The sequence below is a fragment of the Pseudomonas guineae genome, from assembly GCF_900113745.1.
GTDB lineage: Bacteria > Pseudomonadota > Gammaproteobacteria > Pseudomonadales > Pseudomonadaceae > Aquipseudomonas > Aquipseudomonas guineae.
In genome coordinates, this window is sequence record NZ_FOQL01000003.1 from 16,409 (window position 1) to 28,589 (window position 12,181).

Annotated in this window: 16 protein-coding genes; 3 read left to right on the forward strand and 13 right to left on the reverse strand. The window is 60.4% G+C overall.

The genetic code is table 11. The annotated features are described in order from the left end of the window. Positions 1–193 precede the first annotated feature (193 nt). Entirely contained in the window at positions 194–406 is a 213-nt protein-coding gene (locus BMZ32_RS11510; RefSeq protein ID WP_090242131.1) for a co-regulatory protein PtrA N-terminal domain-containing protein, read from the forward strand. 96 nt (positions 407–502) lie between these two features. Here the strand turns inward: BMZ32_RS11510 and BMZ32_RS11515 are convergent, their stop codons facing one another. Genes BMZ32_RS11515 through BMZ32_RS11540 form a run of 6 tightly spaced genes read right to left on the reverse strand, consistent with a single transcriptional unit; the run spans position 503 to position 4,864 of the window. Beyond that, positions 503–835, reverse strand: a complete 333-nt coding sequence (locus BMZ32_RS11515) for a hypothetical protein (protein ID WP_090242132.1) — start codon at positions 833–835, stop codon at positions 503–505. Between the two features lie 4 nt (positions 836–839). After that, positions 840–1,622, reverse strand: a complete 783-nt coding sequence (locus tag BMZ32_RS11520) for an ABC transporter substrate-binding protein (RefSeq protein WP_090242133.1) — start codon at positions 1,620–1,622, stop codon at positions 840–842. Positions 1,623–1,671: 49 nt separating this feature from the next. Continuing rightward, complete coding sequence (locus BMZ32_RS11525) at positions 1,672–2,022, reverse strand: RidA family protein (RefSeq protein ID WP_090242134.1); 351 nt, start codon at positions 2,020–2,022, stop codon at positions 1,672–1,674. Beyond that, entirely contained in the window at positions 2,019–3,425 is a 1,407-nt protein-coding gene (locus BMZ32_RS11530) for an NAD(P)/FAD-dependent oxidoreductase (RefSeq protein ID WP_090242135.1), read from the reverse strand. The genes BMZ32_RS11525 and BMZ32_RS11530 overlap by 4 nt, the downstream gene beginning before the upstream one ends. After that, a complete protein-coding gene (locus tag BMZ32_RS11535) occupies positions 3,415–3,753 on the reverse strand; it encodes a (2Fe-2S)-binding protein (RefSeq protein ID WP_090242136.1) in 339 nt (112 codons plus the stop codon). Before BMZ32_RS11535 ends, BMZ32_RS11530 begins: the two co-directional genes overlap by 11 nt. Further along, positions 3,743–4,864 (reverse strand): NAD(P)/FAD-dependent oxidoreductase, encoded by a 1,122-nt coding sequence (locus BMZ32_RS11540; protein WP_090242137.1) that lies wholly within the window; start codon positions 4,862–4,864, stop codon positions 3,743–3,745. Before BMZ32_RS11540 ends, BMZ32_RS11535 begins: the two co-directional genes overlap by 11 nt. 155 nt (positions 4,865–5,019) lie before the next feature. Between BMZ32_RS11540 and BMZ32_RS11545 the strand changes: the two genes are divergently transcribed. Next, entirely contained in the window at positions 5,020–5,961 is a 942-nt protein-coding gene (locus tag BMZ32_RS11545; RefSeq protein WP_090242138.1) for a LysR substrate-binding domain-containing protein, read from the forward strand. Between the two features lie 56 nt (positions 5,962–6,017). Here the strand turns inward: BMZ32_RS11545 and BMZ32_RS11550 are convergent, their stop codons facing one another. The 5 genes from BMZ32_RS11550 to BMZ32_RS11570 form a co-directional block, all read right to left on the reverse strand. Continuing rightward, positions 6,018–6,746: an LrgB family protein gene (locus BMZ32_RS11550; RefSeq protein WP_090242139.1), complete on the reverse strand. Its 729-nt coding sequence runs from the start codon at positions 6,744–6,746 to the stop codon at positions 6,018–6,020. After that, on the reverse strand, positions 6,739–7,107 hold the full coding sequence (locus BMZ32_RS11555; RefSeq protein ID WP_090242140.1) for a CidA/LrgA family protein: 369 nt from the start codon (positions 7,105–7,107) through the stop codon (positions 6,739–6,741). Before BMZ32_RS11555 ends, BMZ32_RS11550 begins: the two co-directional genes overlap by 8 nt. A gap of 357 nt (positions 7,108–7,464) precedes the next feature. Beyond that, positions 7,465–7,764 (reverse strand): cell division protein ZapA, encoded by a 300-nt coding sequence (locus BMZ32_RS11560; RefSeq protein WP_090242141.1) that lies wholly within the window; start codon positions 7,762–7,764, stop codon positions 7,465–7,467. After that, positions 7,761–8,009, reverse strand: a complete 249-nt coding sequence (locus BMZ32_RS11565; protein WP_090242142.1) for a hypothetical protein — start codon at positions 8,007–8,009, stop codon at positions 7,761–7,763. Before BMZ32_RS11565 ends, BMZ32_RS11560 begins: the two co-directional genes overlap by 4 nt. A 243-nt stretch (positions 8,010–8,252) precedes the next feature. Next, positions 8,253–9,203 carry a helix-turn-helix domain-containing protein gene (locus BMZ32_RS11570; protein WP_090242143.1) on the reverse strand — a complete coding sequence of 317 codons (951 nt, stop codon included), beginning with the start codon at positions 9,201–9,203 and terminating at the stop codon, positions 8,253–8,255. Between the two features lie 118 nt (positions 9,204–9,321). Here BMZ32_RS11570 and BMZ32_RS11575 point away from each other — a divergent pair, with 118 nt between their 5' ends. Then, on the forward strand, positions 9,322–9,948 hold the full coding sequence (locus BMZ32_RS11575) for a cysteine hydrolase family protein (RefSeq protein ID WP_090242144.1): 627 nt from the start codon (positions 9,322–9,324) through the stop codon (positions 9,946–9,948). 43 nt (positions 9,949–9,991) lie between these two features. Here the strand turns inward: BMZ32_RS11575 and BMZ32_RS11580 are convergent, their stop codons facing one another. Together BMZ32_RS11580 and BMZ32_RS11585 are read right to left on the reverse strand one after the other, a co-directional pair. After that, a complete protein-coding gene (locus BMZ32_RS11580) occupies positions 9,992–10,810 on the reverse strand; it encodes a mechanosensitive ion channel family protein (RefSeq protein ID WP_090242145.1) in 819 nt (272 codons plus the stop codon). A gap of 2 nt (positions 10,811–10,812) precedes the next feature. Further along, entirely contained in the window at positions 10,813–11,961 is a 1,149-nt protein-coding gene (locus tag BMZ32_RS11585; protein WP_090242146.1) for a DUF2500 domain-containing protein, read from the reverse strand. Between the last annotated feature and the right edge of the window lie 220 nt (positions 11,962–12,181).

Genomic DNA, 12,181 nt, shown 5'->3' on the forward strand with positions numbered 1-12,181 from the left:
GATGACGGCGGTGTAACTACGGCTGCTCAGCAGCGGCCAGCAGGCGCAAGTAAAGGGCGTCAGCACGCCCAAGATTACGAAAATGTAACCCTAGCTTCAGCTTAGTGACCAGGTGCCTTGGTTATTGTTGTTTCGAGCCTAACGCTCAACCTCTGTAGTTAGCAGGGGTTACCAAACTCATAGGATTACCGAAATGAAATCAATCAAAAGCCTACTCGTACTCGCGGCTCTGAGTGTTTCCAGCCTTGCTATGGCCGAAGGCGGTGCTGATCGTACCTTCGCGCATATGGAGCAGGCCCGCGAAATGTCGCTGCAGGCTTACCAGGCGACCCAGCAGCAGGCCGAGACAACCCTCGCTAGCAGCCACACCGAGCACACTGAGCACGCCAAGGGTTTAACCCAGTAGCGGTTAAGACGCATGAGCCATGGCGAAGACTGAGATCTAGCCGCTGCACCACAGCGGCTACAGAGCAGGTTATGTCGACACTCGCGACTGCTGTGATTAACCCGTGCAGCGAATATCAACGGGGGACAGATCACTAGGCCAGTCTTGCTGGTTGGCGACCGCCTCAAGACAGAAGGTGGTGTCGTCTTCGATCCAACAGACGAAGTAACCACCGCGGCGCAGGGCAAAGTGGGTAAACGTCAGGCACAGCTCCTGATGACGACTTACCTGTTCAAGCCCACCCTGGCTGAGGACAACAGCGTAAAAGCCAGCGTTGGTCCTTTCTCGCGCCAGCACCTGGAATCGCTCTTGGTCACACTCCCAGAAAGACGCACCCGCATTCACCAGTAGCTTCTCCAGTGCGAAGTGCTCAAGCGGAGAAAGGCGCATGGGCTTATTCGCCGTAGATATCGTAGGCAAAGTATTTGCTACGGATCTTGTCGTAGGTGCCATTGCTACGAATGGCGGCAAGCGCTTGGTTAATGCGTCCAGCCAACGGATCATTCTTGCGCACGGCAATACCGGCACCCATACCGAAGTAATTGACATCGGTGTAGCTCGGGCCAACGAATTCAAAGGCCTTGCCCTCAGGTTTATTCAGCAAGCCTTCCTCAATCGCTACCGAACCGGCAAGAGTCACGTCTATGCGCCCGGCCAGCAGGTCGAGAAACACCTCATTCTGATTGCCGTAGCGAACAATCTTCGCGCCCGCAGGCTCGAAATAATCGGTGGCGTAGCGGTCGAAGTTGGTAGAACGCTGCACGCCAACACGCTTGCCAGCCAGATCAGCTGGGATGGCCTGGACGCCGCTGTCTTTGCGGTGCGCAATCTTGGCGGGCAAACGGTAGTAGCTGTTGCTGAAGTCGACTGACTTGAGACGGTCCGGGGTGATCGACACGGAGGAGATCGCAGCATCGATCTTGCGCACCTTGAGTGATGGGATCAGGCCGTCAAACTCCACTTCCGTCCATTCACACTGCACCTTCATTTCTGCGCAGATAGCTTCGCCAATGTCGTAGTCAAACCCTTGAATGCGGTTGTCTGCGGTTTTAAATGCAAAAGGTGGATAGGCCGCCTCAATGCCTAAGCGCAGGCTTTCACCGGCGGCTTGGACGCTGCTGCAGAGGGCAATCAGACCGCTCAGGCCGAGGGTGGTCAGGCTCATTTTCTGGTTCATACAGGCTCCACTTCTATTGTTGTTGTAAAACGGGGCTTGGCCGGCTGTTTCAGACGGCCGCTGTGACGATCAGCTCGAGGCGGATGTCGGGATCATCGAAGGTCACCTGGCAAGTGGCGCGCGCCGGCGGCTCACCCGCACACCAGGCGCTCCATTCTTCGTTCATGGCGGCGAAATCGGCGCTCATGTCCTTCATCCATAGTTGCGCGCTGAGCACCCGACTCCGGTCACTGCCCACCGAGGCCAGCAGTTCATCAAGCCGCGCCAACACCTGCTGGGTCTGGCCAACAATGCCCTGACTGCAATCAGCGGCGACCAGGCCGCTAAGCCAGGCCACGCCCTGATGGACGACCACGCGACTGAGTTTGGTGTTGCTGTCGATACGTTGGATGCTGTTCATGGCGTCTCCGGACTTAGATCGTGATTGGATTGACTCGCCAGTTGCGCGAGCGTGATGGGTTTTAGCGGCGGGCGAACGCGGTAATAGCCGACCACAGACGGCGACACTTGGCGCTGCTCGGCGATGACTTCAGTCACGCTCAGGCCGCACAACCGACCTTGGCAAGGCCCCATGCCGCAACGGTTGAAGGTCTTGGCCTGGCTAGGGCCGAGACAGCCAAACCGAACATCGGCGCGGACCTGGCCGGCGGTGACCTCTTCGCAACGACAGACGATCACCTCGTTGTGGGGAATGCGGTTCTCCGCCTGCGGACGGTAGAGGGCATCGATCAGCGGCCGCGCGGCCAGGCAGCGCGCCAGTGCGCCCTGAGGCTCACGGGCCAGATGGTCGCGACGCGCGCCATCCAGCCGTTGCAACTGGCTGGCCACGGCCAGGGCCACCAGCCGACCTTGCTCGCGCGCCGCCAGTGCACCGCCGATGGCACCACCGTCGCCAGCGATAAACACCCCAGCAAGGCTGGTTTCGCCCCACTGGTCGCGATCGGCACGCCAGCACAGTTGCGCATCGCTCCACTGGTGGCGCATGCGCAGGGACCAACTGATCTGGGTATTCGGCACCACACCTTGATGCAGCAACACCAGGTTGGTGGGTAAGCGATGGACCTTGCCGCCGCTGCTGAAACAGAATGCTTCGGCGCACTCAGCGCCTTCGATGCGTAGCGCTCGCGCCCCCCGGTAATGCGGCAGTTTGGCCAGGCGCAGTTTCGCCAACAGCGACAGGCCCTTGAGCAGGTCACGCCAGCCGAGCAAGGCTTTCGGGATATGTCGCCACGCCTGCAGAATGTCGCGGTGCTCGGCGGTGTCCACCAGGGCCGACAGTTGAATGCCCGCCTTGAGGTACTGCACGGCCAGCAGATACAGCAGCGGCCCGCAGCCGGCCAGCACCACGGGGCCGGCGGGCAGCAGCGCGGCGCTCTTGAGCAGGATCTGCCCGGCACCGGCGCTCATGACCCCTGGCAACGTCCAGCCCGGTATCGGCATGGGACGCTCGAAGGCTCCGGTGGCGATCAGCAGCCGACGCGCCTGGACGACCACGCTGCGCCCCTCAAGCAGGTAATGCACCTGACACTGCTCGCCGACCTGCCAGACGGCCGCGCCAGGCACATAGCGCGCGCCACTGGCGATAAATTCATCGGCCAAGCGGCGGCCGGCACTGTAGTCATCACCCAATATCGCCAGCCGCTGCGGATCACTCTCGCGGATGTTGCGGTAGATCTGGCCACCAGGGCTTGGCTGTTCGTCCAATACCAGCACCTCGAGACCATGACGGCGGGCTTCGACGGCCGCACTCATGCCCGCAGGGCCGGCTCCGATGATCAGCAGGTCGATACGTTCAGATGCCATCGTGCGCGCCTTCTTCAGCCAGCGCATTCAACGCCCGCGCCCCCTGCTGGCGACGCACCTTGAGGCCGTCGCTGACAGTCACCATGCAGGCCTGGCAATTAGGCACGCCGTTCACTTCCACCAGGCATTCAAAGCACACGCCCATCATGCAATAGGGCGCGCGCGGTGCGCCGCTGACCGCTGTGCGGCGGGTTTGGCGAATGCCACTCGCCAGCAAAGCGGCGGCCACAGAGATACCGGAAGGCACGGCCAGTGGCTGACCTTCAAATTCAATCATCACGCAGGGGCTGTCCGTGGGCAGCTGGATAAACAGACTGTCAGCCGGCATGGCGCACCTCGGGAGCAAAGTTGAAGCGGTCCAGGGCAAAAGCGGCCACCTCGGGCAGCGCGATCTTCCCGGCTATCCAGGGTGCCAGGCGCAATGCATGAATAGCGGCCAGGGTGACGCCGCTGTGGCAGGACAGCAGGTAGGCACCCGGCGCTTTGCTTAATGACTGATAAATCGGGAAGCCGTCCGGGGTCAGTACCCGCAGTGCGCCCCAGGCGCGGACCAGGCGAACATTGCCCAGACGCGGAAAACTACGTACGGCGCGATCAGCGATGTCGGCCATGACCGCGGTGCTAGTGCCATCATCAAAGCCCACCGACTCTGCCGAATCGCCCAACTGGACGGTGCCCTCGTCGGTCTGCCGTACAGTGGAGGTGGGGTGGCTGAGGAAAGGCTCGACCCGCTCGGTGACGAGAATTTGCCCACGGCTCGGCTGCAACGGTATGGCATGGCCAAGGTGCGCGCCCAACTCGCGATTACCGAGCCCGGCGGCCAGCACCAGTTGTTCACTGCGTACCTGTTGCTCGCCCGCCGTGACGACAAAGCCGTTATCACCCGCCTCGATGCCCATGACCTTATCGCCACTGAGCAGGTGCACGCCCTGCAGCTGACAGGCCTGATGCAGGGCGCGCAGCAGCTTGAGCGGATTTACATCGCCGTCCATAGGCGAATAGCACGCGCCGACCACAGCCGGGCCAACCCCTGGCAAACGCTGGCTCAGCTGCGCGTTCCGTAGCACTTCAAAAGGGTAGTCGCCCAATTCATCTTTTAACCACTGCAGGCGGCGCACTTCTTCTGCCAGCTCAGCCTCAGACAAACAGAGTTGGAAACCACCCGACTGACGCAGCTGCACGTCAATGCCGGTTTCCGCCAGCAGCAAGCTGGCCAACTCTGGCCATAGCGCAACCGCCTGCCGGGTCCAGCGCGCATAGGGGGCCATGCCGTAGCCCTTGCCCTGCACCCAAAGTAAGCCGAAGTTACCGCGCGAGGCGCGAAATGCCGTATCACCTTCATCCAGCACGCAGACTTTTTGCCCAAGCCGAGCCAGGCCATACGCGGTGGCCATGCCTAACAGGCCCCCACCAATGACTGTCGTCTGTGTTTTATGCATAGGGTGCGTCTCGGCCATTGCAGCAAGGTGACTATGCCCTTGAGGCTTTTAGACTCAAGATCACTATTTGAATAACCCGGATGCTAGGAGGCTTACCTGTCGGTTAAAAATGCTTTATTTTCGCCAGCCTATGTCTTTTTGTTATGGACTCCACAGTGAACCTACGACAGCTTGAGGCCTTCCGCGCAGTCATTCTCGGGCAGACGGTGACTCGTGCCGCGGAAATGCTGCACATCTCCCAGCCCGCCGCGACGCGGCTGATCGCGGCGCTGGAGGAGGACATTGGTTTTCTATTGTTCGAGCGCATCAAAGGCAGGCTGCATCCAACACCCGATGCGCTGGTGCTGTATGAAGAGGTGCAGCGCTCGTTGCTGGGGGTGGAGCGCATCGCCCGCACCGCCAAGGAGATTGGCAGCCTGACGCGCGGCTCGCTGCATCTAGCCTGCGCGCCAGTGATGGGCCTGTCCTTTCTGCCCAGGGCCATACACGCGTTCACCAAGCAGCATCAGCACGCGCAAATCAGCCTGCAGGTGCTGCCCTCACGCGAGGTGGTCGATCAGGTCGTGGGCCAGCGCTGCGATCTGGGTTTTATCGCAGAACCCAACACCTACCCCAGCCCACGGGGTGAGCAGTTGCTGCGTTCGAGCATGCTCTGCGCCCTGCCCCGCGGCCACCGCCTGCAGGATAAAGCCGTGGTAGTGCCCGAGGACCTCGAGGGTGAGGCGTTTATTTCCTATCCCCAGGCAGTCGGCTCACGGCACCACCTGGATGCCATTTTCGACGCCCATGGGGTTACCCGGCAGCTGCAACTGGAAACCCAATTGTCGGCATCCATGTGCGCCTTCGTTGAGCTGGGTGCAGGGGTGGCGCTGGTGGACACCATCAGTGCGCTGGAATACCGCGGCGACGGCATTGTGTTTCGGCCGTTTGAGCCGGCTGTTGAGGTGGACTTCAGCATGCTGATGTCAGCGCAGAGCCGCCCTTCTCGGATTCAGGAAAGCTTTATGCAACATATGCGCGAATTTGTGGCGAGCGAGGTGGCGAACACCCTGCAGGCAACCACGGTTGCTCCAGACCATGACGCGCCGCCCGCATGAGCTGAACCCTAGAGGCCTGCGGGACACGCGCGCGCCCCGCAACAGCAACCCGCAGATCAGAGGCCGGCCAACACCCAGCCCATCAACAACGGCAGCAACACCGCGCTGATCACCCCGAGCAGGCTCATGCCCAGCGCGGCAAAAGCGCCACACTCCGAACTCTCTTCCAGCGCACGCGCCGTACCGATGGCATGGGCATTGATGCCGTAACTCAGGCCACGCGCCGCCGGGTGGGTCACCTTAAACAACCCCAGCAGCCAGGGGCCCAATGCGGTACCGATCACCCCAGTCAGCATGACGAACACCGCAGCCAAAGACGCCAGACCGCCGAGCTGCTCGGCCACCAGCATGGCAATGGGCATGGTCACCGACTTGCCTGACAGGCTCGCCAGCACCGGCAGTTGCGCACCCATGCTATGGGCAATCAACAGCGTCAACATAACCGTCAGCGTACCGCCGACCAGTACAGTCAGCAGCACTGGCATAGCCAGCAGGCGAATACGTTTGATGTTGTTGTACAAGGGCACGGCCAGGGCAATGGTCACCGGGCCGAGTAGAAAGGCGATGGGCGCAGCACCTTCTCGGTAAGTAGCGTAATCCATGCCGCAGGCCAGCAACGTGCCCACCACCAACAACATAGAAACCATCACCGGTTGCAGCACCAGCCAGCCACTGCGCCGGTACAGCCACAAGGCAAACTGGAACGCCAGCAGCGTCAGTCCTACGGGGAACAGCGGGTGATCGACCACCAGACGGCCCACCGTCAGCCAGGAAAACTCACTCATGATCAGCCTTCGCGCGCTGCTCCACACGTCGCGCTAGGCGCTGCATCATCCAGCCGCACAGCGGCACCGTAACCAGTAGCGATACACACAAGGCTGTCAGGATCGCCGGCAAGTCGGCGAGCAGCTCGTCGCTGGCCACCATAATCCCCGCAGCGGGTACGACGAACAAAAGCGGCAGGTACTGCAACAGGGTACTGGTGGCCTGGCTCAATGGCTCACTGACCTCACCACACAGCAATAAATAGCCAAACAACAGCAGCAGGCCGATCACGCTGCCGGGCAGAATGGGTAACAACAACTCACTGACGAGACTGCCGAAAATTTGCAGCAGGACCAGCCAGGTCAGCCCTTTCAACACCATGACAAACTCCTTAATTGTGCCGGCGTAACAGTGGTGCGGCTCAACCGCCGACCGCTCGTATACCACACTCACGCCGAGCAGTCCCTTGAACGCCGCCTCGGCGGTCTTGCCCTAGCGCACAGCTAAGCTGATCACCTACTCACTCATATGCCGGGGTATAGAAAATGGGAACGGCTACGGGCGTGGCTTTTATCTGCGCCACACTATGCCCGCGCAGCTGATACGGAAACAGCTGCAGATCTGGCGGAAAAACACGGATCAGATGGTTCGCAGAATGCACGGGCTGAGATGTTTATGTGGAGGGCAGCTAGCCGGTTTGGGCTCCTGGCTATAGGCGGCGAGCCCGAACAGGACGATTTATCGCGGGATCAGGCTGGCAATGCCAGCGATGCGCTGACTCACCTGCTCTTCAAGGCGCTGCACGTCCTGACGATGACGTTGCTCCTGCTCAGCCTGCTCGGCGCACAGTTTTAACGCCGTAAGTACCAGCAAGCGGTCGCCAATCAGTGCTGGTGAGCCCGCCTTGCTTTCAGCCAGGCGTTCTTTGAGCAGGCGTACCGACTCGCTCAAGGCCTGCTGTTTTCCGGCAGGCGCCTTGATGCTGTAGTCATTGCCGAGAATGGAAATGACTGTGACCGTGTCCCCTTCGAGGCTCATGCCTGGGCAGGACTCGGCGACGCGCTAGCACTGCCGCTGGCCAACTGAACCAGCGCTTGAATGCGCGCGGCGGTGGTGCTGTGCAGCTCGTCTTGCTCCAGCGCGCTCATCTGCAGCGCCTCATTCTCGTCCTTGAGTTGAGCCAATTCGTTACGAATCTGCTGGGTCGCCGCCTGCAGCGCTTTGTTCTCTTGCACCAACTCGCTGACAAGTTGTTCCAACTGACTCAGATTATTTTCCAACATATTGATTACTCAAGCTTTTTGGCGGGTAGCTAGAATAAAGAAAAGCGTCGAGAGAAGCCAGGTGAGCAGCTGGACGGTCAGGTCGTTTAACGGGTTGAGGTTGATCAACAATACACCCTACCGCTAAAGCTTGAGGCTGCGCCTAGTAAAGCCCCTTGCCCTGACTCTCACCGCCAGATAAGGGCGCAGCGGGTAGACTCGCTGCAGCAACAGCGGTTGATTTCTTCAAATCCGTCAGTCGATTTAGCGTTCCCTGAAGCTCTGCCGGTAAGCACTGGGAGACACACTTAGGCTGCGGCCGAAATGATGGCGCAGGGACACCGACGAACCGAAACCGGCCAACGTAGCAATGCTGTCGATCGACTGCTCGGTGCTTTCCAGCAGACGCTGACTCAAGGCCAATCGCTCAGCCAATAGCCAATCTCCTACCGTGGTGCCGGTGAGCTGGCGGAAATGCCGAGTGAAGCTGCGTCGGCTCATCAGCACCTTGTCCGCGAGGCTGTCGAGGCTGTGTACCTGCTCCAGGTTGCTGCGCACCCAATCGAGCAAATCGCTGAGCCGGTCATCACGGGCGGTAGCGGGGAGCGGTTGTTCAATAAACTGCGCCTGGCCACCCTGGCGGTGGGGTGGTACCACTAAATGTCGCGCCACTCGGTTGGCCGCTTTGGCCCCATAGTGCTGACGCAACAGGTGCAGGCAGCAATCGATTCCGGCGGCGGTGCCGGCCGACGTCAGCAGCGTGCCATCCTCAACATAAAGCACGTCGGCATCCAGGTGCACTGCCGGGTAACGCTCGGCAAACTGCCGTGCCCAGGCCCAATGAGTGGTGGCCTGGCGCCCGTCGAGCAAGCCAGTCTCAGCCAGTACAAAAGCGCCCAGGCACAAACCCACCAGCTGTGCGCCACGCTCATGGGCGGCGCGCAGCGCATCAAGTAACGCTTGCGGTGGGCGCACGGCCGGGTCGTTCCAGCTCGGCACGATGATTGTCTGCGCCTCGCTCAACGCCGCTAACCCCAGCTCGACGTTCAGTTCGAAGCCTGCATTGGTGCGCAGGCGGCCTGGCTCTGTCGCACACACCGACAGCTGATAGTGCTGCTCACCGGGCAAGGACTCGCCGAAGACCAAGCAAGGTACAGATAAATGGAAGGGGCTGATCTGGTCGAACGCAATTACCGCAACACGATGAGGCTGCATGGGAATTCCTGCTTAAAGACTTGGCCCGATCCTAGCGCAGTTTGACTATCGGGCCACTCACTGCCCGCATCGGCGCCGGAGAACAATCGATACCCCCCACTCATCAAGGAGTTGCGATATGAACCAACAGCCGAAGCGCGCACTGATCGTCATCGATGTGCAGAACGAATACGTCAGCGGCAACCTACGTATCGAATACCCAAGCATCGAGCTGTCCCTGGGCAACATCGCTAAAGCCATGGACGCCGCCCACGCCGCGAATATTCCTGTAGTCGTGGTGCAGCACTTCGCCGGCGCCGACTCACCAGTGTTCGCGCGCGGCAGCCAGGCCGCCGAGCTGCACCCGCTGGTTGGCGAACGCCCACGCGACCTTCTAATCGAGAAGGCCATGGCCAGTTCCTTCGTCGGCACCGAGCTCGGCCAATGGCTGCGCGAGCGTGAGATCGACACCCTCAGCGTGGTCGGTTACATGCTCCAGCACTGCGACGACTCGACTGTGCGCCAAGCCCACCACGAAGGCTGGCAGGTCGAACTGCTGCACGACGCTACCGGCACGCCGCCCTACCGCAACAGCCTGGGTACGGCTACCGCCGAGGAAATCCACCGGGTATTCAGCATCGTCATGCACACCGGTTTTGCCGCCGTGGTCAGCACCGAAGAGTGGCTGGCAGCCTTGGACAATGGCGAAGTGCTGCAATCAGATAACATCTATCTGTCTAACCAGCGCGCTATCCAAGACCGCTGAGCCTAATGTTTGGGCCGCGCACCTTGCGCTGCGCGGCCTTGCCTCAACCGGCGAGGCTGGATATGGCTTGCACCTCAGTGGCACCAGCGTCAGCGAGGGCATGCTTGCCACGGATGGTCAGGTCGCTGACAAATTCAAACTGGTCGCGCAAATCGAACGGATAGGCTTTTAGCTGGTAGTGCGTTGCCAGCGGGGTCTGGGTCAGCATCACCAGCACCGGCTTGTCATACTCGAGGAACGCGCTGGTCATGGCCACGTCGCGCAGCACAGCGCGCACCTTGGCAGGATCATGATCAGGGGCGACGTAGAACGACGTCACGCACATCAATGTGTGGGAGCCATCGTTGGCATTGGAGATGTTATTTTTCCAGATTTTGTCGTGCGGTACGTGGATGACGTTGTCGTCCGCTGTGCAAATTTCAATCGCACGCATACCCACCGTGCGCACTTCGCCATAATCACCGTCGATCTCAACCCAGTCACCGGGGCGATAGGGGCGCTCGAAAATGGCCACCATGCCGGCAATCAGGCTGCTTACGTAATCTTTAAACGCAAAGCCGACGGCTACGCCCAGCGCACCTGAGATGATCAGAAAGTTCTGGAAGGTGATGTTGAAGATGATCGGGATGACCCACAGAACCGCGATCACCAGCATCAGCATACGGATGATGGGCACGCCACCGAGCAAATACAGGCGTAACTGGCTCGGTCCGCGCTCGGCGAGGTACGGCAGCAACCGGCGCGCGGTCAAAACGATGAGCCAGGTGCCGAATAAGATTAAGCCGATTTTGGTAAAGCTAATGTCCTGCAGGTCGTAAATCAGTTGGGCGGTTTTCTGCTGATTTTCATGCACAGCGGCCATATTTATAGCCCTCCCGACGGAAAGCCGGCCGAGCGCAAAGCCTGGCGCACGGCGGGATAGGCGATTGCTCGGACGCGGAATAAAGCTGCATCACGCTCGACAATTCCAGTCGATAACAGTGCCGGCAGTACATCCGGTTCACCGGTCGCCGGGAGCACCGTATTCAGCTCTTCGGCGGTTAACGAGCCATGAATCAGTAATGCCTGCAGCACCAATAACGATCGGTCCTCGTGGCCCTGTGGCAAACGACTGTCATCCACACTGATGATCCACAACGTGCGCTCGTCGTTTCCGGTCGCGCGGCGGGCACGTTCTGGCAGGTCGGCGTCGGGGCTGCGCCTGACGTTCAAACTCGCTCGCCACAGGTGCGCAGCCACCCAGGGAATGCCGCCGCTGCGCGCCGCGAGCTGCTGCAAGTGGGTGTTGTGTAATTTGCCGCTGTCGCCGCTCGCCAGCACGTCATAGCCCGATTTCGCCAGGCGAAAGGTAATACGCTTGCCGTCATCATCAACTGCAATCGACTCGAACCAGGCTTGCAGGCTTGGCGCATCGGTAGCAGCCAAGGTTTGTGGGCTTGGCAGCGAGAGATCGGCACCCACCGCCTTGACCAAAAAGCGCCAAGCCCAGGAATTGCAACAGATCAAACAGTGCCGTTCCAGCTTCGCCAGCTGAGCTAGCAAGGCGCGAAACATGTGCAGGCCGTGGCGCTGGCGGATAAACCAGTGTTCAAGGTGCGGTATCACCAACAGACCACTGCCATGCAGGTTCGGTACGACGTTGTAACCCTCCAGCAATTGCTGGCGCTGAGGCGGCGCAAGCACTTGGTGCCCAGCGGCATGGGCCCAGTCCTCGGCGAGCCCCCGAGGGTCACACGAGGGCACAATCAGCAGCTTAAGCCACGAGTTCGGCTCCTCGTCCGTCAACCAAGGGGCCAGATGCTCATCAAGGGCATCACGGAAGAAGCCATTGGGGTTTGAGCACACCTCGTCGAGGCCTTTAAGCGAAGCCCGTTCGAGCCCCTCCTGTTGCAGCATTGACTCTTCGTTGTCGCCGACAAGCCTCTTCTTAAGCTTGTCCAGCGCTTTGCGAACGGCATGCTCAGTCGGCATCGTCGGCGCTGCGTAGTCAGCCAGTGGAATCAATTCGGTCAATGGGCACCGCCTTTGTGCACGCGTCTGCCTAAATCGGCTGTGCCGATGGTAGCCGACACGGAGCGCATGTTTAAGTAAAGGTGATGTGCTCGTGGCCGGCAACGCCAAGCTTTTAACCAACGGCATCGCGATTGCTAGAGAAAAGCTTGCGCAACCCGCAGAGACTTGCGACCGCGCTCACCACGCGGTTGGCAGCCAAACAGCAGACTACTCACCGCCC

Coding starts and splice junctions, on each gene's coding strand:
- BMZ32_RS11530 (WP_090242135.1), bottom strand. CDS start 3,425: ATGGCATCTGAACGTATCGACCTGCTGATCATCGGAGCCGGCCCTGCG.
- BMZ32_RS11525 (WP_090242134.1), bottom strand. CDS start 2,022: ATGAACAGCATCCAACGTATCGACAGCAACACCAAACTCAGTCGCGTG.
- BMZ32_RS11555 (WP_090242140.1), bottom strand. CDS start 7,107: ATGGTGTTGAAAGGGCTGACCTGGCTGGTCCTGCTGCAAATTTTCGGC.
- BMZ32_RS11565 (WP_090242142.1), bottom strand. CDS start 8,009: ATGTTGGAAAATAATCTGAGTCAGTTGGAACAACTTGTCAGCGAGTTG.
- BMZ32_RS11550 (WP_090242139.1), bottom strand. CDS start 6,746: ATGAGTGAGTTTTCCTGGCTGACGGTGGGCCGTCTGGTGGTCGATCAC.
- BMZ32_RS11520 (WP_090242133.1), bottom strand. CDS start 1,622: ATGAACCAGAAAATGAGCCTGACCACCCTCGGCCTGAGCGGTCTGATT.
- BMZ32_RS11540 (WP_090242137.1), bottom strand. CDS start 4,864: ATGCATAAAACACAGACGACAGTCATTGGTGGGGGCCTGTTAGGCATG.
- BMZ32_RS11535 (WP_090242136.1), bottom strand. CDS start 3,753: ATGCCGGCTGACAGTCTGTTTATCCAGCTGCCCACGGACAGCCCCTGC.
- BMZ32_RS11570 (WP_090242143.1), bottom strand. CDS start 9,203: ATGCAGCCTCATCGTGTTGCGGTAATTGCGTTCGACCAGATCAGCCCC.
- BMZ32_RS11510 (WP_090242131.1), top strand. CDS start 194: ATGAAATCAATCAAAAGCCTACTCGTACTCGCGGCTCTGAGTGTTTCC.
- BMZ32_RS11515 (WP_090242132.1), bottom strand. CDS start 835: ATGCGCCTTTCTCCGCTTGAGCACTTCGCACTGGAGAAGCTACTGGTG.
- BMZ32_RS11580 (WP_090242145.1), bottom strand. CDS start 10,810: ATGGCCGCTGTGCATGAAAATCAGCAGAAAACCGCCCAACTGATTTAC.
- BMZ32_RS11575 (WP_090242144.1), top strand. CDS start 9,322: ATGAACCAACAGCCGAAGCGCGCACTGATCGTCATCGATGTGCAGAAC.
- BMZ32_RS11560 (WP_090242141.1), bottom strand. CDS start 7,764: ATGAGCCTCGAAGGGGACACGGTCACAGTCATTTCCATTCTCGGCAAT.